Here is a 20263-nt window from a genome sequence, read left to right as displayed (position 1 = left end):
CCCCCGCCTGGCCACACATCCGCCAAGATCCGCGCCAGGCCGGGGGCCATCCACACCAGCGTCACTGGATAGGACGGAACCCATCTTGCCCCACCTTGCCCGCTCTCACGCGGTAGCCGGGATGATCGACCGGCTCCACCAACCCGACTACGACCGCTGGGCGCACCAGATCAAGCGCACCGGCGGCTGCCGCCAGCCCATCCACCTGCGTGGAAAGGTCGAACACTACGACCAGGCCACCGGCCAACTGCTCCACCGCTACACCACCAACCGCGAACCGAACGGCGTCCTGCGCGTCCCGTGCAAGACCCGCCGCGCCTCCCGCTGCCCGGCCTGCGCCGAGGTCTACCGCGCCGACACCTACCAACTCGTCCGCGCCGGCCTCATCGGCGGCAAGGGCGTCCCGGCGACGGTCAGCTCGCACCCGTGCCTGTTCATCACCCTCACCGCACCTCCTTCGGGAGCGTCCACGTCCGGCGGGAGAAAGACGGCAAGGTCCAGCCCTGCCACGCCCGCCGCAACGCCCAAACCTGCCCGCACGGACAGCTCATGTCCTGCACCGACCGGCACCACGCCGACGACCCGCGCCTCGGCGAACCGCTCTGCCCCGACTGCTACGACTACGACGGCTCGGTCCTGTTCAACGCCATCAGCCCTGAACTGTGGCGCCGCTTCACCCTCGCCATGCGCCGCCGCTTCGCCCGGCTCAACGGCCTGACCGTCAAGGTCCTGCGCGACCAGGTGACCATCGCCTTCGCCAAGGTCGCCGAGTACCAGCGCCGCGGCGTCGTCCACTTCCACGCCGTCATCCGCCTGGATGGACCCGACGGCCCCAACTCGCCACCGCCGGCCTGGGCCACCGCCGACGCCCTGGCCGACGCCGTCCAGCACGCGGCAACCGCCGTAACCGCCGAGATCAAGCCGCTGGGCCGCACGTTCCGATGGGGCACACAGCTCGACGTCCGCCGCATCACCATGAACGGCGACCTCACCGAACAAGCCGTCGCCGCCTACATCGCCAAGTACGCCACCAAGGCCGCCGAGTGCGTCGGCACTCTGGACCGCCGCATCCAACCCCTCGACAATCTCGACGCCCTACCTGTTCGCGATCACGCCCGCCGGCTGATCGCCGCCTGCATGCGCCTTGGCGAGAACGCCGACCTGGCTGACCTGCGGCTCACCCATTGGGCTCACATGCTCGGCTTCCGCGGCCACTTCTCCACCAAGAGCCGCCACTACTCCACCACCCTCGGCGAACTCCGCGCCGCCCGCGAAGAACACATGCGCTCAGAAGAGATCATCACGGGGCGCCTCCCGCTCTTCGACGAGGACACCGTCCTCGTCGTCGCTCACTGGGAGTACGCCGGACAGGGCCTGTCCATCGGAGAACAACTCCTTGCCGCAGCCATCACCGGTCACCATGTGCCACACCTCGGGGGACCTTTTGACGCCTGAACTGCTTACCGTTCCGCAGGCCATGACCGTCCTGAAGGTCAGCCGGTGGACGCTCTACAACCTCATTCGCTCAGGCGCGCTCGCCTCGGTCATCGTCGGCGAACGCTGTCGTCGCATCCCAGTGTCCGCCCTGAACGACTACGTGACCCAACTCTGTGAGGAGGCTGCCTGATGCCCGCCAAGACCGCACCCGCGACTCCAGAAGAGCAGCCCAAGCGACCTCGCAACGGCGGCCGTACCCGCGCGAACAACGAAGGCTCGATCTTCCCGTACAAGAACGGCTGGGCAGGCTACGTCTGGGTCACCACGCCCGAGGGCAAGAAGACCCGCAAGTGGGCCTATGGCAAGACCCGCGAGGAAACCCACGAGAAGTGGCTCAAGCTCCACGAGCTGGCCCGCAAGGGTCCTGTGGTCACCAAGTCGCCGAAGCTCTCGGACTACCTGACGTACTGGCTCAAGAACGTCGTGGAACCCAACCTCGCACCCAAGACGTCCGCCAACTACGAGATGTTCGCCCGGCTCTACATCACTCCGGCACTCGGCAGCAAGAGGCTCGACAAGCTGACCGTCCGGGACGTTCAGGCGTGGGTGACCAAGATGCGCCGCTCCTGCCAATGCTGCGACCAGGGCAAGGACGCCGCCCGCCCCAAAGTCCACAGCAACCCGAAGCGCCGCCAGCAGTGTTGCGCCGTAGGCAAGTGCTGCAACGCCGTCCCCTCCGACTGGACCGTCCACGACGCCTACATGACCCTGCGCGCGGCCCTGAGCAACGCCGTACGCGAGGAGGTGCTGACCCGCAACGTCGCCGCCAACATCAAGATGCCGGCTCCTCGCAAGCGCAAGGTCAAGCCCTGGTCGGTCGAAGAGGCACGGGCCTTCCTGGAGTCGGCCCGCAAGAACGAGGATCCGATGTACCCCGCCTACGTCTTGGTGCTCGTCCTCGGACTGCGCCTTGGTGAGACACTCGGGCTGCGTTGGGAAGACGTGGACCTCGACCAGGCCGAGATGACGATCGGCTGGCAGCTCCAGCGCGTCGGAGGAAAGCTGCTGCACCGCCAGACGAAGACGGACGCGTCCGACGCCACGCTGCCGTTCCCAGAGATCGTCACAATGGCCCTCCGTGCCCGTCAACGAGCACGCGACACCGCCCGAGAAGCGGCTGGAGACGGCTGGCAGGACACGGGATTCGTCTTCACTACCGCCAGTGGCCGGCCGATCGAGGCATCCAACTTCCGGCGCAGCTTCGCGAACGCCTGCGCCAAGGGGGGAGTCCGGAAAGTCCACGTCCACGCGACTCGCAAGACCTGTGCATCCTTGCTCGTCGCCCTCGACGTCCACCCGCGGGTCACCATGCAGATCCTTCGCCACTCACAGATTTCCGTGACCATGAACGTGTACAGCGAAGTCTCGTCCGCAGAGACGCGCCGAGCACTCAAGAAGCTCGGTGATCAGTTGGAGTCGTAGTAGCGTCCAGCTCCGGCGAAGGTCAACCAGGCCATTCCCTTGATCACGGGGGGATGGCCTTCCACGTTCGCTGGTGTTCGCGATCACCGCCGTTGGTTGTCATGCAGACGCTTGCAACCTTGCTATATCACACGAACACTCTCTGCTTGAGGCCCCTTCTGCCCTTGCGTTATCACGAACTCAACACGTTGACCCTGTTCAAGGCTTCTGTACCCGTCCGTCAGGATGGCCGAGTAGTGGACGAAAACGTCCTTACCACCATCAACAGCGATGAATCCGTATCCCTTATCTACGTTGAACCACTTCACAGTCCCCGTTGATACACCGGAGGAGGACGTATGAACGTGACCTGCCCGTAGCCGCTGCCGATCTCCAGGCTCTCCCGAGCGCGTGGGTAGCCACTGAAGGAGCGTGCCTGCAATCCGGTCTGCGTCCGCTTCAGCTATCGGACGTCTTTCTGACAACTCCACAATGAAGTTCGCGAGGTTTTCAGCATTATCTGAGGGAACCTCTGGACAGGCGTCAGCGATCAGGCCCTCCAAGACCTTCGCCATGCTCACACGCTCTGCCATGATTCCAACCTAACTCGCCATAGCGCCGACGAGAAGTTCCCGGTCAGCCACACCATGGGCAGCGACCCACCTTCGCAAGTCCCCATAGGAAGCCTTGAGCAACCGTTTCAGCCTTGCGGACGGCTTCTCTTCGACTGAGCTTCTCCATCTCCTCGGACCTGTGCAGGAGCTCCCGCACGGTACGCTCCCAGTGATCTTCTGCGATCGTCCATCTACCGCCGTGTGGATTTCCAGCAAAGAGTTCTGCGAATTTCTTCCCGCCTTCACCCTCCCTGTGGAGGTCACGGAGCGACCTCATGGTCTGCCTCCACGCCCAGCAGACTTGTTAGCACGTGCACGCTTTCGCAGATCTTGAAGCACGTCGGCTTCAGACTCAGTCCGTCGAGCGTCGATCTGCCTGGTAACGAGATAACCAACCAGCCCGCCCACGAAGGCCGGAGCGATGAGCCAGCCAACCAGCGAGACTGCCCAGCTCACCGGCGCGTAGCCAACTTCCGCCGGAGACTTAATACCGATCAGCACTTCGTAAGCTGGCGACCAGCCAATCAGGTATCCGTCTATTGCGAAAAGTATTCCAACGGCCAGCAGAACCCACACTGCTCGTGTCACGAGCCAGTACCGAGGTCGGTTTAAACCCGCAAGTGACCGCAGCCGACGACGTCCCCTCGCAACGAGGGACCCCTTAGATGGAGGCGGAACGGCGGCAGCCATGGCCAGAAGATATCGGATACATCCTCACCTGGGCAGTAGTTCTGCCATGCCAACGTTCAGGGGCAATGGGCCCCCTTCGTCCCAGGTCGGCGTCTGGCGCGCATCTCAGCAAGGAGGGAGAGGGACACCGTTAGGGCCATGTCAGTGGAGGCTCCGGTCAAGGGCGGATGATCTTTTCGCAGTCCGTTCCCGCCTACGAGAACCGCACCTTGGAACAGCCTTCGATGGAAGGCGGAGCTGTAGCTGTACTTTGCAGCTGTACAAGATCGAAAAGGCCACTTCCCGATCATAGGAAGTGGCCTTTCACCTGCGGTGGAGCCTAGGAGATTCGAACTCCTGACATCCTGCTTGCAAAGCAGGCGCTCTGCCAACTGAGCTAAGGCCCCTTCGACGAAGATAGCTTACCGGGCCGGGGAAGCCACCCGCGTCGTCCCGAGGTCGTCGCTCAGCACCAGGCCTGGGAAGTCCGCGATGGAGTCCAGGATGTGCGTGGCGCCGCCCTTGAGCAACCGTTCCCTGCTGTGCACGCCGGTCATCACCCCTGCCACCACGGAGGCCCCGGCCCGGCGCCCGCAGAGCATGTCGCTCTCCGAGTCGCCGACGACCGCCACGTGCCGTACGTCCGCCACGCCGAGTCGCAGCACGGCGTGCAGGACCATGTCCGGCCAGGGACGGCCGCGGCCGCCCGCGTCCTCCGGGGAGATGGCGAGGTCGATCTTGTCGTGCCAGCCGAGGACGCCGAGCACGCGGCTGAGCGTCGTACGGCTGAACCCGGTGATCAGGGCGAGCTTGACCCCGGTGCCGCGGAGTTTGTCCAGCGCCTCCAGGACCCCGGGCATGGGCTCCAGACCGGCACGTTCCAGCGCACCCTCGTAGGAGCGCTCGAACGTCAGGTTCGCCGCCTGAGCCTGGGCCTCGTTGCCGGGGAAGATGCCCCGGAAGACATCGATCTTGGGACAGCCCCGGGACCGGTGCACGTGAACCATGGCACGCGCGTACGCTCCGGTCCCGGGCACTATGCCCTGGGTGGCGATCGCCTCGGCGAAGGCGCGCTCGACCATGGCGATGTCACCGACTGTGGTGCCTGCCAGGTCCAGGCACGCCAGCTCGATGGGGACGACGTCACTCATCGCCTCGCCGGTCGGTTAGTTCTCGCTGCCGGTCGCCTCGGTCCAGAGATCGAGCTCGGCGCGGTCAGCCTGCACCTTACGCCAGATCAGCAATCCCCCAAGGGCGACCAGCGCCAGAACGAGCAGCTTCTTCACGGTGTGACCCCACTTCTTCGACGGTCTCACCTGCCGGGGTGAGACCCAACGGTTGACATGCAGCCTAGCAAGGGATGGCTGCGCTCCTTGTGTTGCGCACGAACCTGATGTGCGGCTTGTGCGTAGAACGAGCCTTCAGCTCGGCCTGGATCACCCCTTCGACCCCGGCCTGTCTCCATCCCGTCCTGGGCAACCTGCCAATCACTTCGGACAACATCCCGATCATGCCAAATATCCGGACGTCCCGCGCGCGCGGCATACCCCTGCCCGTATCTTACGTTCCCGCCGCCGCCCAGTTCATGGTGATCGCAAAAGCGTCCGTCGCGAGGCCGGAGACGCAGCGCGGTCGTGGCTTCTCGGCCGGCGGCGGGGGCCCGCTGTATGAGGTGGTCCGAGCTGTTCGGGGCGTGTAGGGCGTTCGTCCCCGGATGGGTGGCGCCGATCGGCGGGCCAGTGATCGCCGCCGCGGCCGGGACGGCCAGGGCGGGATGGCCAGGGCGGGCTCGCCGGGCGCGCAGGGCAGGGTGTCGGCGGCGCGCTCGTCGCCCCCACCGCGATGCCCCTGCTCGTGGTGCTCTTCGGAAACGACTCCCGCGGTTTCCGGGCCGCCCGTCCGGGCACCGCGGTGGTGGCCGGTCGCCGCGCGACGCTCGCCGCCCCGTTGAGGCGCCAGCGGTCCGTACGCGAAACCGTGAGCTGAATCTCATGCCCTCCGGAATACCCTAGGGGGGTACCGTGTTAGAGTATTCGGCAGGAACCGGAACCACGTTGAAGGAGACCGTAATGAGCACCGCCACCTACACCGTCAAGGGCATGACCTGCGGCCACTGCGTGAGCTCGGTGAAGGAGGAGGTCGGCGGCGTGGCCGGCGTCACCGGCGTCGAGGTCGACCTGGCCAGCGGGCGGCTCACCGTGACCAGCGAGAGCCAGATCGAGGAGTCCCAGATCGCCTCCGCGGTCGAGGAAGCCGGATACGAGCTGGTCGGGCAGTCATGAACACGGCCGCCAAGCTCGGCTCCTACGCCCTGGGGCTCGCCGTCGTCTTCGGCGGGGCCCTGGGCGTGGGCCGGGCGGTCGGCCCAGTGGCCCAGGACCCGCCGACACAGAGCCACACCGCCATGGCGAAGAGCCAGGAGGGCCACGAGGGCCAAGACGCCCTGAAGGGCCAGGAGGGCCACGCGGGCCAGGAGGCCGGCGAAGACCAAGAGGGCCGCGAAGGGCAGAAGAGCGAGAAGAGCCAGGAGCACGGGACGCCGGAGCAGGCGTCCAGTGACACCCCCGGGGGGCTGCAAGTGTCGCAGAACGGATACACCCTCAACCCGCTGACCCCGATCGAGACCGGCAAGGCCACCGACTTCCGCTTCGCGGTCACCGGCCCGGACGGCCGCCCGGTGACCGACTACCAGGTGGAGCACGACAAGAAGCTGCACTTCATCGTGGTCTCCCGCGACCTGACGACCTTCCTCCACCTGCATCCGGAGATGACCCCCGACGGCATCTGGTCGGTCGGGCTGACGCTGCCGGCGGCGGGGCCGTACCGGGCCTTCGCCGACTTCGCCCCGACCGGCGGTGGGAACCCGACGGGCGGTGGGAACCCGACCGGCGGCGAGAAGCTGACGCTCGGCACGGACCTGCAGGCCGCCGGCGACTACCGGCCGAAGCCGCTGCCCGAGGCGAGCCGCTCCTCGAAGGTCGGCGACTACACTGTGAGCCTCGACGGAGACCTGGTCCCCGGGCGGGCGAGCAAGCTCACCCTCTCGGTGAGCAAAGACGGCGAACCGGTCACCGACCTGCAGCCCTACCTGGGCGCGTACGGCCACCTGGTCGCCCTCCGCGCCGGCGACCTGGCCTACCTGCACGTGCACCCCGAGCAGAGCGAGAAGGCCGGTCCGCAGATCACCTTCTACGCCGAGGTGCCGAGCATCGGCGACTACCGGCTGTTCCTCGACTTCAAGCACGGGGACGAGGTCCGCACCGCGGACTTCACCGTGCGCGCCACGCAGGGCGACGCGACCGCCGCGGAACCGTCGGCCCCCCACGGCCACTGAAAACACCGAGATATCGAGAAAGGAGAGGTGATGTCTTCCCTCACCGAGGAAAAGGCCGTCGAGCTCGCGATCGGCGGAATGACGTGCGCGTCCTGCGCCAACCGCATCGAGCGCAAGCTGAACAAGCTTGAGGGCGTGACCGCGACGGTCAACTACGCGACGGAGAAGGCGAAGGTCACCTTTCCCGACGGGCTCGACCCCCAGGCGCTGATCAGCGAGGTGGAGAAGGCCGGGTACACCGCCGCGCTCCCGGTCGCCACGGAGCAGAAGGAACAGGCCGAGCCCGCCGACGAGCTGCGTCCGCTGCGCGACCGGCTGATCGCCGCCGTCACGCTGAGCGTGCCGGTGATCGCGATGGCGATGGTCCCGGCGCTGCAGTTCACGAACTGGCAGTGGTTGTCGCTGGTGCTGGCCGCGCCGGTCGTGGTCTACGCCGGCTGGCCCTTCCACAAGGCCGCCTGGACGAACCTGCGCCACGGCGCCGCCACCATGGACACGCTGATCTCCATCGGCACCCTGGCCGCCCTCGGCTGGTCGCTGTGGGCGCTGTTCTTCGGCACGGCGGGCACGCCGGGCATGACGCACCCGTTCGAGCTGACCATCGAGCGCACCGACGGCTCGGGCAACATCTACCTGGAGGCCGCGGCGGGGGTGACCGCGTTCATCCTGGCCGGACGCTACTTCGAGTCGCGTTCCAAGCGGCGGGCGGGGGCCGCGCTGCGGGCCCTGATGGAGCTGGGCGCCAAGGACGTCGAGCTGGCCGACGGCCGGCGGGTGCCGGTCGAGCAGCTCAAGGTGGGCGACACGTTCGTCGTGCGGCCGGGCGAGAAGATCGCGACCGACGGGGTGATCGAGGAGGGCACCTCCGCGGTCGACGCCTCGATGCTGACCGGCGAGTCCGTGCCCGTCGAGGTACGTCCCGGCGACGCCGTCACCGGCGCGACGGTGAACGCGGGCGGCCGGCTGGTGGTGCGGGCCACCCGGGTCGGCGCGGACACGCAGCTCGCCCAGATGGCCAAGCTGGTGGAGGAGGCCCAGACGGGCAAGGCCGAGGTGCAGCGGCTGGCCGACCGCGTGTCGGGCATCTTCGTCCCGATCGTGATCGCGCTGGCGGTGGGCACGCTGGGCTTCTGGCTCGGCACCGGCAACGGCGCGGGGGCCGCGTTCACCGCGGCGGTGGCCGTGCTGATCATCGCCTGCCCGTGCGCGCTCGGCCTGGCCACGCCCACGGCGTTGCTGGTCGGCACCGGCCGGGGCGCGCAGCTCGGCATCCTGATCAAGGGGCCGGAGGTGCTGGAGTCCACCCGCCGCATCGACACCATCGTCCTGGACAAGACCGGCACGGTCACCGAGGGCAGGATGACGCTGGTGGACGTGCACCTGGCCGAGGGCGAGAGCCGCGAGGAGGTGCTGCGGCTGGCCGGCGCCATCGAGCACGCCTCCGAGCACCCGATCGCCCAGGCCATCGCCAGGGAGGCGAAGTCCGACGCGACCGTGGAGGACTTCGCCAACGTCGAGGGGCTCGGCGTGCAGGGCATCGTGGACGGGCACGCGGTCCTGGTCGGCCGGCCGAGGCTGCTGGCCGAGTGGTCGCAGCACCTGCCCGCAGACCTGGCGGCCACCCTTGAGGAGGAGCAGGCCAAGGGCCGCACGGTGGTCGCGGCCGGCTGGGACGGCAAGGCCAGGGCGCTGCTGGTGGTGTCCGACGTGGTCAAGGAGACCAGTGCGGAGGCCATCGCCAGGCTGCGCGCGCTGGGCCTCACCCCGGTGCTGCTGACCGGCGACAACGAGGCCGTCGCCCGGCAGGTCGCGGACGAGGTCGGCATCGACGAGGTGATCGCCGAGGTGCTGCCCGCCGACAAGGTGGACGTGGTCAAGCGGCTGCAGTCGGAGGGCAAGGTCGTGGCGATGGCCGGCGACGGCGTCAACGACGCGGCCGCGCTCGCCCAGGCCGACCTGGGCCTGGCCATGGGCACCGGCACGGACGCCGCCATCGAGGCGTCGGACCTCACCCTGGTCAGAGGCGACCTGCTGGTGGCCGCCGACGCGATCAGGCTCTCCCGCCGGACGCTCGGCACCATCAAGGGCAACCTGTTCTGGGCCTTCGCCTACAACGTGGCCGCCCTGCCGCTGGCCGCGCTCGGCCTGCTCAACCCGATGATCGCGGGGGCCGCGATGGCCTTCTCCAGCGTGTTCGTGGTCAGCAACAGCCTCCGGCTGCGCCGCTTCAGGTGACCGCCGGGTCGAGTGATCGTTGAGCCCATCTGACGGCCGGTGCCATCGCGGCGCCGGCCGTCATGAACGCCAGCCCCAGCAGCAACCAGCCCACGGTCCCGCCGTCGAGCACGAGCGTGGTGAGCACGGCCGGGCCGAGCATCCTCGCCACCGCCGTGCCGGTGCCGAAGAAGCCCTGGTACTGGCCCTGCCTGTCGTCGGGGGCCAGACCGAAGCCGATCTCCCAGGCGCCCGCGGCCAGCAGCATCTCCCCCGCGACCTGCAGACAGCCCGCCGCGATCAGGAAGATCCAGCCGTGCGGACTGAGGGCGAACACCGCGCACGCGGCGAACAGCACGACGCCCGCCCGGCGGACGGCCGTGGACGCGTCCCGCAGGTCGCGCACCCGGCGGGCCACGCGTACCTGGAAGAGCAGCACGCTGCCGGTGTTGAGCACGAGCAGCACCGAGACCATCCAGGCGGGCCCGGACGTGCGCTGCGCGATCCACAGCGGCACCACGAGGCTGAGCAGCGGCATGTAGAACAGCATCACCGCGTTGATCACCGTGACCAGCGCGTACGGCCGGTCCCTGAGCACGGCCAGCCGCGGCCCCGGCGCGGCCGGCGCGGGCGGCACGGCGGGCAGCCTGAGCAGGACCAGCGCGGCCACCAGGAAGCTCAGGGCGTCGAGCGTGAACACCGCGACGTATCCGGCCCGGGTGCCGACGGCCAGCGCGACGCCGCCCAGCGCGGCCCCCACGGCCATGCCGCCGTTGAGCGTGGACTGCAGCACCGCCCGCACGACCGTGCGGCGGGCCGGCTCGACCAGCCCGGCCAGCAGAGCCTGCCGGGCCGCCGACAGGCCGGTCTGCGCGGTCCCGTAGAGGCAGGCGACCAGCAGGAACAGCGCGAACGAGTGGACGAACACGAACGAGCCGGCCGCCACCGCGGTCGTGAGCGCGAGCAGCACCGCCACGCCGCGCGGCCCCCGCCGGTCGGCCAGGTGCCCGAGCGGCACCCCCGCCACCGAGCCGACCGCCCAGCCCAGCGTGAGGCCGAGGCCGATCTCGGTGGCCGACAGCCCCACGACGTCGGCGAAGTAGAGCGCCGAGGTGACCAGGTACGCGCCGTCGCCGATGGAGTTGGCGAGCTGCGCGGCGGCGAGCACGCGCTGGGTTCTCATGACTTGTATGACTCCGGGGTCATCCGGGTGGCGACGCCCATCCTGTTCCAGGCGTTGATGGTGGCCACGGCCACGGTCAGCGCGGCCATCTGCTGCTCGTCGAAGTGCGCGGCGGCCTGCGCCCAGACCTCGTCGGTGACGTCGTCGGTGGACAGGCGGGTGGCGGCCTCGGTGAAGGCCAGGGCGGCGCGTTCCTGCGGGGTGAAGAAGGGGGCCTCGCGCCAGACGGCCACGGCGTGCAGCCTGGCGTCGCTCTCCCCCGCCTGCTTGGCGTCGGAGCTGTGCATGTCCACGCAGTAGACGCAGCCGTTGATCTGGCTGGCGCGCAGCCGTACGAGTTCGAGGAGGGGCTTGGGGAGGGTGCTCTGGGCCACGAACCGGTCCAGGCCGGCCATCGCCTTGTACGCTTCGCCGGCGAACTTGCCGAGTTCCATGCGTTCGGTCATATGCCCATCTTGGCCGTACTCTTGTCCCGACATAAGCTCCAATTTCCGCCAAGTTGATTGGGCCAAGTTGGACGTTCACATCAGCCTCCGAGGGCGCGGTGACCTGGCCGCACAGGTCTACCGGCAGCTGCTCGACGCCATACTCGACGGCCGCCTGCGCTCGGGCGAGCGGCTGCCGCCGACCAGGGAGCTGGCCGGCCGGCTGGAGATCTCCAGGAACACGGTGGCGGTGGCCTACGACCGGCTGGTGGCCGACGGCTTCCTGATCGGCCGGGCGGGGGCGGGCACGTTCGTGTCGGCCGAGCCGGTGCGCGGCCGGGCCGCGCCCAAGGGGGTGGTCAGGCCGCGGGCGTTCTGGCGGGAGCTCGCGGAGACCGTCGAGGTGCCGCCCGCCCGGTACGACTTCCGCGTCGGCGTGCCGGACGCGCGGCTGTTCCCGATGGAGACCTGGCGCAGGCTGGTGGCCAGGGAACTGCGGGTGGGGCTGGCGACGTACGAGCCTTCGTCCGGCTACAAGCCACTGCGTGAGGCTATTTCGCGTCATATCGGGATCAGTCGGTCGGTGCACGCGGGACCCGACGACGTCCTGATCACCAACGGCGCGCAGCAGGCCCTCGACCTCATCGGACGCGTCCTCATCGAGCCCGGCACGACCGTCGCCGTCGAGGAGCCCGGCTACCCGCCCGCCCGCCGGCTGTTCAGCTCGCTCGGCGCCCGCGTGATCGGCGTGCCCGTGGACGCCGAGGGCCTGGACGTGGCGGCCATCCCCCGCTCGGCGAGCCTGGTCTACGTCACGCCCTCGCACCAGTTCCCGCTGGGCACGCCCATGTCGCTGGCCCGCCGCGCCGCCCTGCTCGCCTGGGCCGAACGCCGCGCCGCCGTGGTGATCGAGGACGACTACGACAGCGAGTTCCGCTTCGGCGAACGCCCGCTCGAACCCCTGCAAAGCCTCGACCGGTCGGGCCGGGTGATCTATGTGGGCTCGTTCTCGAAGACCCTGCTGCCCATGCTCAGGCTCGGCTTCCTCGTCGCCCCCGCCTCGCTCGGCCCGGCCCTGTGCACCGCGCGGCAGCTGTCCGACTGGCACGGCGACATGCCCACGCAGGCCGCCCTGGCCCGTTTCATCGACGAGGGCCTGCTGGCCAGGCACATCAGGAAGGCGACCCGCGAGTACGCCGCCCGGCACGAGCTGGTCACCGCGACTCTGGCCGGGGACGAGCGGCTGCGCCTGATCCCGTCCGCCGCGGGTCTGCACGTGTGCGCCCGCCTGGCCCCCGGCGTGTCCCTGGGGCCCGTGCCGGACCTGGCCGTCGAGCAGCTCGACGCCTACTGCGGCGAGACCCCGGCACAGCCGGGCCTGGTGCTCGGTTACGGCGCGATCGGGCCGCGCGACATCGGCCCCGGCCTGCGCCTGCTCACCGACAACCTCAGGACGACCACGCCGGGTCAGTAGTTGCGCCGGCTCCAGAACCGCCGCGCCCGGTCAGTAGTTGCGCCGGCTCCAGAACCGCCGCGCCCGGTCCCCCGTCAGCTCCGGATCGTCCGGCGGCGAGGGCTGCTGCACGATGACGACGGTCGTCTTGGCGTGGCGGGCGCAGTACATGCTGGTGGAGGGCAGCAGGATCCGGCTCAGCAGCCGCCGCCGCCCCCGGCCGAGCACCAGCAGGTCGCCCTCGCGGGCCAGATCGACGAGGTGGTAGCCGGGGTCGCCGACCTTGCTGAGCGTCGCCACGCGCAGGTCGTCGGGCACGCCCCCGGCGACGTCCTCGAACACGCCCGCGATCACCTCCGCGCAGCGGGACTCCTCGCCCTGCCGGATCGCGTGCTGCACGGGCAGCGCCTCGGGAAAGGGATGGACGGGCGCACGACTGACGTGAACGGCCACCAGAGCCATCCGGTGCAGCCTGGCCGCGCCGATGGCCCAGGCGAGTGCCCAACGCGAGGCCGGGGACTCGTCCACCCCCACGATCAGCCTCACACCGCCAGGCAGATCCTGTTCCACGGTGCCTCCTGGAAATGAAGTACGACCATAGTGCGCCAACCGGCCAGTTACCGGGAGGTGGCACTTTGCGAACTCTGGAGTCCCCCGCGAGCCCGGGCGTAGCATGCGGGGGTGGAACGAGGGTGGGTGCAACCCCGTCCCGCCCTCGACCGGCGGCTCGACGGGGCGCTTACGCACAGGCTCACCACGCTCGTGGCCTCTACAGGCTACGGGAAGTCGATCGCGCTCGCCGGTTGGAGCCACGCCGTGGGCGGCGTCCTGCACCTGCTCGGGCCCGCCGACCGCGACCTGCCGACGCTGGCGGGCTCGGTGGCGTCGGCGCTGGCCCAGGCCGTCCCGGGGTTGCCCGCCGACCTGCTGGCCGCGGCCGGGGCGCCGCTCGGGCCCGACGCCGACGAGCTGTCCAGGGCCGCCGCGCTGGCGGGCGCGCTGGCCGAGGCGCTGGCCCGGCGGCTGACCAGGGGGCTGGCGCTGGTCTTCGACGGCGTCGACGCGATCATCGGCGCGCCCGGCTCGGTGCGTTACGTCGAGACGCTGGTCCGCGCCGCGCCCCGGCACCTGCACCTGGTCACCGCCTCGCGGGCGCCGCTGCCGTTCCCGACGGCCCGGCTGCGCCAGGACCACGAGGTGCTCGACCTCGACGCCACCGACCTCGCGCTCACCGCGTCCGAGACCGGCGCCTGGGCCAGGGAGCGGCTGGGCGAGCAGGGAGCGGACATCGCCGCCAGGCTGCACGAGGCGTGCGCGGGCTGGCCGGCCGCCGTCCAGGCCGCCCTCGACGCGCTGGCCCGCGAGGAGCCGGCGAGCTGGCCGCGCACCGCGGCGAGCCTGGCCGCCAACTCGGCCACGCTCGAACACCTGACGCTCGCCGCGTTCAAGGACCTGCCGGCGGGCATGCGGGAGCTGCTGCGCGCGGCGACCGTCCTGCCGGTGCTGACGTCCGGCCTGGCCGCCACGCTCGGCGCGCCGCCCGACACGCTCGCGGCCCTGACCAGCCGCGGCCTGTTCATCGAGGCCGACCAGGACGGCCACCGGCTGACCTCGACCAGCAGGCACGTCCTGGCCAGGCACGCCCCGCTCGACCGGCACGAGGCCCACGACGTGGCCGCCGTCGCCGCCCGCTGGTACGTCGAGCACGACCAGCCCGAGCTGGCCCTGCGCGCCGCCGTCGCGACCGCCCACCCCGACCTCGCCGCGGCGCTGCTCAACTCCCACGGCCCCCGCCTGGCCGAGCGCGGCGACGTGATCGCGGCCCTCGACCTGCTGCCCGAGCAGGCCAGAGGGTCGCCGCCGATGCTCAGGCTGGCCGGCATCGCCGAGCAGAACCGCGGCCACTGGACCCGCGCCCGCGACCTGCTGGCCCGCGTCGCCGACGGCCCCGCCTTCGACGCGTTCGTGGCCAGACGGCTCGGCTTCATCGACCACCTGCGCGGCGACCTCGACGCCGCCATGACGATGTACGCCAAGGGCCACGCCTACGGCTCGCCGCCCGCCGACGCCGCCATGTGCGCCGCCTCCATGGCCTCGGTGCTGTGGCTGAAGGGCGACCGGGCGGGCTGCGCCGAGCTGGCCGACCGGGCGCTGGAGCAGGCCGGCGGCCTCGGCGACCCCGGCGCGCTGGCGATGGCCAACACGGTGCTGGCCATGCTCGCCGCGCTCGACGGCGACCGCCGCGCCAACGACGCCTACTACCTGCGCGCCCTGGAGTACGCCGAACGCGCCGGCGACGTCGTCCAGCTCATCAGGATCCGGGCCAACCGGGCCTCCCGCCATCTGGACGAGGGCGCCTACGCCGAGGCGCTGGCCGAGACGGAGGCCGCGAGCAGGCTGTGCGACCTGGTGTCGTTCGCGCCGTACGCCGCGCTCAACGTGGCCAACCGGGCCAAGGCGCTGGTCGGGCTCGGCCGGCTGGAGGAGTCGGCGATCGACGCCGCCGACGCGGTGGCCAGGTGGGAGGCGATGGGGTCGCGGCTGGTCAGCGTCGGGCTGGTCCGGCTGGGCGAGATCCACGCGCTGCGCGGCGACCGCGGGCAGGCGGCCGCCGTCTACCGCCGGGTGATCGCCGAGACCGAGCCGCTGGGCGAGGTGCAGACCCGCTCCAACGCGCTCAACGCGCTGGCCGAGCTGCTGGCCGAGGACGACCCCGAGGAGGCGGCCCAGGTGGCCCAGCAGGCGATGGCGTACGCCGGCGGCATCGCCGGGGTCTCCGCGCGGGTGGCCGCGGCGCACGTGGCCCTGGCCTCCGGCCGTCGCGACGAGGCCGCCCGGCTGGTCGGCGAGACCGAGCCGATCGCCGTGGAGCGCAGGGACCACGCGGTCCAGGCCGTGCTGCACGAGCTGCGCGCCCGGCTCGACGGCGATCCCGCGCAGGCCGACGAGGCGGTGCGCCGGTGGGCGGCGCTCGGCGACCCGATCGGGCGGGCCAGGGCCGAGCTGGTGCGGGCGGCCCTGTCCGACCCGGTGAGCGGGGGTGAGGTGGCCGTACGGGTGCGCGAGCGGATGCACGCGATCGGCTGCCGGGCGCTCGACGACCGGATCGACGAGCTGATCGCCCGCGCGGCGCCCGCGCCGGGGGCGGCGGTGGTGATCGAGACCATGGGAACGTTCCGGGTGCTGCGCGGCGCGGTGCCGGTCCCGCGTACGGCCTGGCAGTCGCGCAAGGCCCGCGACCTGCTGAAGATCCTGGTCAGCCGCCGGGGCGGCGCGATCAGCAGGGAACGGCTGGTGGAGATCCTGTGGCCCGAGCAGCACGACGACGCGGTCGGGCTGCGGCGGCTCAACGTCATGGTCTCCACGCTGCGCGCGGTGCTCGACCCGGCCCACGAACGGCCCGCCGACGACGTCGTGGTCTCCGAGGAGGGCGCGCTGCGCCTGGACCTGGCGCACGCCGACGTCGACGTGGAGCGCTTCCTCGACCTGACCGCCGGAGCCGTACGGCTGGAGCAGGCCGGCCGCGCCGCCGAGGCGCTGGAGCGGTGGACGGCGGCCGAGAGCGCGTACGGCGGCGAGTTCTGCGAGGAGGACCCCTACGCCGACTGGGCGGTGGGCCTGCGCGAACAGGCGCGGCTGGCCTACGTGCAGGCGGCCGCCCGGCTGGCCGCGGCGCGCACCCGCGAGCGGCGCTACGACGAGGCCGCCCGCTACTGGCTGCGCCTGCTGGAGCGCGACGGCTACGACGAACGCGCCCACCTGGGCCTGGTGCGCGTGCTCGACCTGGCGGGCCGGCGCGGCGACGCCCGCAGGCGCTACCACCTCTACGCCGAGCGCATGCGGGAGCTGGAGGTCGAGCCCGCGCCCTACCCCACCTGAACCAGACCTGAACCGTCCGGGGCGATGGTGATCAGATGAGGACGGTCATCGTACGGCTGGTCGAGCCCGAGCAATCCGGCGGCCAGCTCCGCGGGCTGCTCGAAGAGGTGGGGGGCGAGCCGGTGCCGTTCAGCGGCGCCGACGCCGTGATCACCCTGTTGCTGAACGCGGCCGGCCTGAACCGCGATCCCGCCTGAACCTCGCGCGAACCTCGGCTCGCCACCATCTGTGGTGAGAGGAGGCACGATGAGCGAGCAACTGGGGAGTGGATGGCCGTTCGTCGGGCGAGGGGGATCGATCGCGACCGTGCGCGCGGCGCTGCGGTCGGGAGCGGGCGCGATGATCGCCGGTGAGGCGGGCGTCGGCAAGAGCAGGCTGGCCGCGCAGGCGCTGGCCGGTCTCGACGGGTACGAGGTCGTGCGCGTGCTGGGCACGGAGTCCGCGTCGATGATCCCGTTCGGGGCGTTCGCCCATGTGTTGACGGGGCCGCCGCGGGGCGGCGAGAACCTGCTGCGCTGGGCCGCGCGGCACCTGCGCAGGGGAGAGGGAGAACTGCTGGTGAGCGTGGACGACGCCCACCGGCTGGACGCGGCGTCGGCGGCGCTGGTGCACTACCTGGCCGCGGGTGGGGAGGCCAGGGTGCTGGTCACCGTGCGTACGGGCGGTCCGCTGCCCGCGCCGGTGGCCGCGCTGTGGAAGGACGAGCTGCTGACCAGGGTCGAGCTGCCGCCGCTCGGCCGCGACGAGGTCGGCCAGGTGCTGGCGGGCGCGCTCGGCGGCGAGGTGGCGGAGGGGACCGTACGGCATCTGGCGGCCGTCACCGGCGGGAACGTGCTCTACCTGCGCGAGGTCGTCCATGCCGGGCGCACGTCCGGCTGCCTGGCCGAGAGCGGCGGCGAGTGGCGCTGGCGGGGCGAGCTGTCGATGACGACCCGGCTGCGCGAGCTGGTCGGCGCCCGGATCGGCCACCTGGACCAGGACGAGCGGGAGGTGCTGGAGCTGGTGGCGTACGGCGAGCCGGTGGGCGCGGAGCTGCTGGTCGCGCTGACCTCACCGCGCGCGGTGGAGCGGGTCGAGGCCCGCGGCCTGGTCACGGTCGCCGGCGACGGCAGGCGCGAGCAGGTACGCCTCGGCCACCCCCTGTACGGCGAGGTGGTCCGCGGCGACTGCGGCACCCTGCGGGCCAGGCGGCGGCTGCGGACGCTGGCCGAGGCCCTGGAGGCCGGCGGCCTGCGGCGGCGCGAGGACGAGCTGCGCGCGGCCGTCTGGCGGCTGGACAGCGGGTCGGCCGCCGCGCCGGAGCTGTTGTTGTCGGCCGCGGGCCTGGCCTGGGCCAGGCGTGACCCCAGGCTGGCCGCCCGGCTGGCCAGGGCCGCGATCGAGGCGGGCGCGGGCGTGGCGGCGGTCGCGCTGCTCGGCCAGGTGCTGATGGTGCTGGGTGACCAGGACGCGGCGCTGGCGGCGCTGCGGCAGGCGGCCAGGAACGCCGTCACCGAGGGCGAGCGCGCCCAGCACGCCTTCAGCCTGGGCATGAACCTCGCCTGGGCGGGCGCGGACGCCGAGGCGTGCCGGGTGCTCGACCTGGCCGCCGGGTCGCTGACCGAGCCGGCCTGGCGGCAGGAGGCGCACGTCTACCGGGGCGTCGCCGACTTCTTCGCCGGCCGGCTGGCCGGGGCCGCGGACGCCCTGGCGCGGGCGCGCGCGTGCGGGCCGGCGACCGTGCGCGGCGCGGCGCACGCGGCCGCGCTGGAGTCCTGGACCGACGCCTACTCCGGGCGTACGGAGAGCGCGCTCGCCGTGGCCGGACGGGCCCTCGCGGGCCGGGACGACTGGGACGACGACGCCCCGTACGCACTGCCGGCGCTGCTGGACGCGCGCTGCGCCGCCCAGGTGTTCTCCGGCCGCCTGGACGCGGCGGCGCGGACGGCCGCGGAGGCCATGGAACCGGCGGCGGCCGAGCTGTCGGTGTCGGGGTTCGGGGCGTACCGGGCGATGGTCGGCAGGCTGCGCGGCGACGCGGCCGGCGCGGCCCGCTGGGCCAGGCAGGACGCGGCCCGGCTGCCGCCCGGGACGCCGTACCGGGGGCGCTGCCTGGCCGAGCTGGCCCACGCGCGGGCGCTGCTGGGGGAGACGGCGGCGGCGCGGTCCGCGCTGGCCGAGGCCGAGGGGCCGGCCTCGCGGTGGGCGTTCACCCGGCAGCCGGTGTTGCAGGCCGCGGTCTGGGTGACGGCCTCGGCGGGCGACCTGGACCAGGCGGTGAGCCTGTGCCTGACGGCCGCCGGGCTGGCCGAGCGGCACGAGCAGTCCGGGTACCTGATGTTCGCGCTGCACGACCTGGTGCGGCTGGGCGCGCCCGCCCTGGCGGCCCGGCGGCTGGCCGCGCTCGCCGAACGGGTGGACGGGCCGCTGGCCGGACTGTTCGCCCGGCACGCGCGGGCCGCGGGCGACCCCGCCGAGCTGCGGGACGTCGCCGCCGAGTTCGAACGGCTCGGCCTGATCCTGTACGCCGCCGAGGCCCTCGCCCAGGAGTCGGCGGCCCACCGCCGGGACGGCCGCGGCACGCTGGCCAAGGGGGCGCAGACCAGGGCGTGGGCGCTGGCCAGGCGGTGCCCGGGGGTCTCCACGCCCGCGCTGGTCGAGCTGGCCACGCCGGAGCTCACGCCGCGCCAGCGGGAGATCGTCAAGCTGGCGGCGGCCGGGCTGACGAACCGGCAGATCGCCGACCGGCTGACGCTGTCCACCCGTACGGCGGCCAACCATCTGCAGGCGGCCTACGAGAAGCTGGGGGTCAACGACCGCACGCAGGTGGGCCGCCTGCTCGCGGCGCTCTAGACAAGGCTCGCGGCGCTCTAGACAAGGCTCAGGAGGCCGGCGTACAGGGCCTGGCGGTCGTCGTCCGTCATGGCCCGGTACGGGTCGGCGGCCCGCCGGTTCGTCTCGGCCTCGATCGCGGCCCGGACGGGACCGTCCTTCAGCGCGACGATCCCGTCCGCGGTCAGCCCGGCCGCGCGCCAGGACTCGGCGTGCGCGTCGGCCCGGTGGTAGCGCAGCGCGGCGAGCCGGTTGAACAGCAGCAGGCCGGCGGGGGCGGCGTCCGGCTCGTACGGCGGCGCCATCACCTCCAGGGCGCCGCCCGGCACGCGTACGGCCCGGTCGAGCACCCCGCCCACCGCCACGGCGAGACCGGCCACGTCGCGGCCCGCCCAGACGCGGCCGGCCGCCTCGGCGTGCGCGGCGTACAGGCCGTCCACGAACGCCCGCCCCTCGGGGGTGAGCCGCAACGCCCCGCCGTCGTCCCGTTCGAGCGCGCCCTCGCGCAGGTGGACGCCGACGCCTTCGGTGACGTCGCCGTACCGGTGGACGGCGGCGAGCGCGGCCGTGGTCACCGGGCGCAGGGGGAGCACGAAGCGCAGGTCGTTGAGGAGGCCGCTGGTCAGGCCGGAGCTCTCGGTCAGGTCCAGGACGGCTCTGCGGGCGGCGGCGTGCACGTCGACGTGGGCCGCGTCGATGACGGGGGCGATCGCCGCGGCAAACTCCCCCAACCCCTGAAATTTCGGCATTGAGCGTCATTATGGCGCTCAATCCGTAGCCCAT

General features: G+C 71.7%; 19 protein-coding genes, 1 tRNA gene and 1 pseudogene. 10 read left to right on the top strand and 11 right to left on the bottom strand.

Annotated elements, in window-relative coordinates; translation table 11 throughout:
• Positions 1-61: 61 nt before the first annotated feature.
• A complete protein-coding gene (locus tag ACFYUV_RS25820; RefSeq protein ID WP_387672216.1) occupies positions 62-256 on the bottom strand; it encodes a hypothetical protein in 195 nt (64 codons plus the stop codon).
• On the opposite strand from ACFYUV_RS25820, the pseudogene ACFYUV_RS25815 reads away from it, so the two are divergent.
• The 3 genes and pseudogenes from ACFYUV_RS25815 to xerC all read left to right on the top strand — a co-directional run bounded on the left by ACFYUV_RS25815 (position 170) and on the right by xerC (position 2919).
• Positions 170-1455, top strand: a pseudogene (locus ACFYUV_RS25815) (replication initiator). The gene ACFYUV_RS25820 and the pseudogene ACFYUV_RS25815 sit on opposite strands and share 87 nt — an antisense overlap.
• The gene (locus ACFYUV_RS25810) at positions 1421-1627 is read left to right on the top strand and encodes a helix-turn-helix domain-containing protein (protein WP_387671854.1); all 207 of its coding nucleotides are present in this window, start codon (positions 1421-1423) and stop codon (positions 1625-1627) included. Before ACFYUV_RS25815 ends, ACFYUV_RS25810 begins: the two are co-directional and overlap by 35 nt.
• Positions 1627-2919: a tyrosine recombinase XerC gene (gene xerC, locus ACFYUV_RS25805; RefSeq protein ID WP_387671851.1), complete on the top strand. Its 1293-nt coding sequence runs from the start codon at positions 1627-1629 to the stop codon at positions 2917-2919. The genes ACFYUV_RS25810 and xerC overlap by 1 nt, the downstream gene beginning before the upstream one ends.
• 122 nt (positions 2920-3041) lie before the next feature.
• On the opposite strand, the gene ACFYUV_RS25800 is transcribed toward xerC, so the two are convergent.
• The 6 genes from ACFYUV_RS25800 to ACFYUV_RS25775 form a co-directional block, all read right to left on the bottom strand.
• Complete coding sequence (locus ACFYUV_RS25800; protein ID WP_387672207.1) at positions 3042-3227, bottom strand: cold-shock protein; 186 nt, start codon at positions 3225-3227, stop codon at positions 3042-3044.
• A gap of 307 nt (positions 3228-3534) precedes the next feature.
• Positions 3535-3789: a DUF6313 family protein gene (locus ACFYUV_RS25795; protein ID WP_387671849.1), complete on the bottom strand. Its 255-nt coding sequence runs from the start codon at positions 3787-3789 to the stop codon at positions 3535-3537.
• A complete protein-coding gene (locus ACFYUV_RS25790; protein WP_387671846.1) occupies positions 3786-4202 on the bottom strand; it encodes a DUF6313 family protein in 417 nt (138 codons plus the stop codon). Before ACFYUV_RS25790 ends, ACFYUV_RS25795 begins: the two co-directional genes overlap by 4 nt.
• Positions 4203-4515: 313 nt before the next feature.
• Positions 4516-4588 (bottom strand) — tRNA-Ala (locus ACFYUV_RS25785).
• Positions 4589-4603: 15 nt separating this feature from the next.
• Positions 4604-5332, bottom strand: coding sequence for an HAD-IA family hydrolase (locus ACFYUV_RS25780; RefSeq protein ID WP_387671844.1), 729 nt, complete (start codon positions 5330-5332; stop codon positions 4604-4606).
• A 15-nt stretch (positions 5333-5347) separates the two neighbouring features.
• A complete protein-coding gene (locus ACFYUV_RS25775; RefSeq protein ID WP_013130296.1) occupies positions 5348-5467 on the bottom strand; it encodes a DLW-39 family protein in 120 nt (39 codons plus the stop codon).
• A 783-nt stretch (positions 5468-6250) separates the two neighbouring features.
• On the opposite strand from ACFYUV_RS25775, the gene ACFYUV_RS25770 reads away from it, so the two are divergent.
• From ACFYUV_RS25770 to ACFYUV_RS25760, 3 genes are read left to right on the top strand one after another with little or no spacing between them, the layout of a single operon-like run.
• On the top strand, positions 6251-6463 hold the full coding sequence (locus ACFYUV_RS25770) for a heavy-metal-associated domain-containing protein (protein WP_387671842.1): 213 nt from the start codon (positions 6251-6253) through the stop codon (positions 6461-6463).
• Positions 6460-7515, top strand: coding sequence for a hypothetical protein (locus ACFYUV_RS25765; RefSeq protein ID WP_387671840.1), 1056 nt, complete (start codon positions 6460-6462; stop codon positions 7513-7515). The genes ACFYUV_RS25770 and ACFYUV_RS25765 overlap by 4 nt, the downstream gene beginning before the upstream one ends.
• A gap of 30 nt (positions 7516-7545) precedes the next feature.
• Entirely contained in the window at positions 7546-9750 is a 2205-nt protein-coding gene (locus tag ACFYUV_RS25760) for a heavy metal translocating P-type ATPase (RefSeq protein ID WP_387671838.1), read from the top strand.
• On the opposite strand, the gene ACFYUV_RS25755 is transcribed toward ACFYUV_RS25760, so the two are convergent.
• On the bottom strand, positions 9743-10912 hold the full coding sequence (locus tag ACFYUV_RS25755) for an MFS transporter (protein WP_387671836.1): 1170 nt from the start codon (positions 10910-10912) through the stop codon (positions 9743-9745). The two genes, ACFYUV_RS25760 and ACFYUV_RS25755, sit on opposite strands and share 8 nt — an antisense overlap.
• Positions 10909-11358, bottom strand: a complete 450-nt coding sequence (locus tag ACFYUV_RS25750) for a carboxymuconolactone decarboxylase family protein (RefSeq protein WP_352328679.1) — start codon at positions 11356-11358, stop codon at positions 10909-10911. Before ACFYUV_RS25750 ends, ACFYUV_RS25755 begins: the two co-directional genes overlap by 4 nt.
• A 67-nt stretch (positions 11359-11425) precedes the next feature.
• Between ACFYUV_RS25750 and ACFYUV_RS25745 the strand changes: the two genes are divergently transcribed.
• Complete coding sequence (locus ACFYUV_RS25745; RefSeq protein WP_387671834.1) at positions 11426-12811, top strand: PLP-dependent aminotransferase family protein; 1386 nt, start codon at positions 11426-11428, stop codon at positions 12809-12811.
• Positions 12812-12841: 30 nt separating this feature from the next.
• Here the strand turns inward: ACFYUV_RS25745 and ACFYUV_RS25740 are convergent, their stop codons facing one another.
• Positions 12842-13360, bottom strand: coding sequence for a universal stress protein (locus ACFYUV_RS25740; RefSeq protein ID WP_352362352.1), 519 nt, complete (start codon positions 13358-13360; stop codon positions 12842-12844).
• 111 nt (positions 13361-13471) lie between these two features.
• Here ACFYUV_RS25740 and ACFYUV_RS25735 point away from each other — a divergent pair, with 111 nt between their 5' ends.
• From ACFYUV_RS25735 to ACFYUV_RS25725, 3 genes are read left to right on the top strand one after another with little or no spacing between them, the layout of a single operon-like run.
• Positions 13472-16669, top strand: coding sequence for a BTAD domain-containing putative transcriptional regulator (locus tag ACFYUV_RS25735; RefSeq protein WP_387671832.1), 3198 nt, complete (start codon positions 13472-13474; stop codon positions 16667-16669).
• 35 nt (positions 16670-16704) lie between these two features.
• A complete protein-coding gene (locus ACFYUV_RS25730; protein ID WP_185844989.1) occupies positions 16705-16866 on the top strand; it encodes a hypothetical protein in 162 nt (53 codons plus the stop codon).
• A 49-nt stretch (positions 16867-16915) separates the two neighbouring features.
• On the top strand, positions 16916-19501 hold the full coding sequence (locus ACFYUV_RS25725) for a LuxR C-terminal-related transcriptional regulator (RefSeq protein ID WP_387671830.1): 2586 nt from the start codon (positions 16916-16918) through the stop codon (positions 19499-19501).
• 17 nt (positions 19502-19518) lie between these two features.
• On the opposite strand, the gene ACFYUV_RS25720 is transcribed toward ACFYUV_RS25725, so the two are convergent.
• Positions 19519-20211, bottom strand: coding sequence for a hypothetical protein (locus ACFYUV_RS25720; protein WP_387671828.1), 693 nt, complete (start codon positions 20209-20211; stop codon positions 19519-19521).
• Between the last annotated feature and the right edge of the window lie 52 nt (positions 20212-20263).

The sequence above is a fragment of the Nonomuraea sp. NPDC003560 genome, assembly GCF_042878785.1.
GTDB lineage: Bacteria > Actinomycetota > Actinomycetes > Streptosporangiales > Streptosporangiaceae > Nonomuraea.
The sequence above is the reverse complement of the archived record's forward strand: the minus strand, read 5'-3'. Positions and strand labels throughout refer to the sequence as shown.

Coding starts and splice junctions, on each gene's coding strand:
- ACFYUV_RS25810 (WP_387671854.1), top strand. CDS start 1,421: ATGTGCCACACCTCGGGGGACCTTTTGACGCCTGAACTGCTTACCGTT.
- xerC (WP_387671851.1), top strand. CDS start 1,627: ATGCCCGCCAAGACCGCACCCGCGACTCCAGAAGAGCAGCCCAAGCGA.
- ACFYUV_RS25795 (WP_387671849.1), bottom strand. CDS start 3,789: ATGAGGTCGCTCCGTGACCTCCACAGGGAGGGTGAAGGCGGGAAGAAA.
- ACFYUV_RS25790 (WP_387671846.1), bottom strand. CDS start 4,202: ATGGCTGCCGCCGTTCCGCCTCCATCTAAGGGGTCCCTCGTTGCGAGG.
- ACFYUV_RS25780 (WP_387671844.1), bottom strand. CDS start 5,332: ATGAGTGACGTCGTCCCCATCGAGCTGGCGTGCCTGGACCTGGCAGGC.
- ACFYUV_RS25770 (WP_387671842.1), top strand. CDS start 6,251: ATGAGCACCGCCACCTACACCGTCAAGGGCATGACCTGCGGCCACTGC.
- ACFYUV_RS25765 (WP_387671840.1), top strand. CDS start 6,460: ATGAACACGGCCGCCAAGCTCGGCTCCTACGCCCTGGGGCTCGCCGTC.
- ACFYUV_RS25760 (WP_387671838.1), top strand. CDS start 7,546: ATGTCTTCCCTCACCGAGGAAAAGGCCGTCGAGCTCGCGATCGGCGGA.
- ACFYUV_RS25755 (WP_387671836.1), bottom strand. CDS start 10,912: ATGAGAACCCAGCGCGTGCTCGCCGCCGCGCAGCTCGCCAACTCCATC.
- ACFYUV_RS25750 (WP_352328679.1), bottom strand. CDS start 11,358: ATGACCGAACGCATGGAACTCGGCAAGTTCGCCGGCGAAGCGTACAAG.
- ACFYUV_RS25730 (WP_185844989.1), top strand. CDS start 16,705: ATGAGGACGGTCATCGTACGGCTGGTCGAGCCCGAGCAATCCGGCGGC.
- ACFYUV_RS25725 (WP_387671830.1), top strand. CDS start 16,916: ATGAGCGAGCAACTGGGGAGTGGATGGCCGTTCGTCGGGCGAGGGGGA.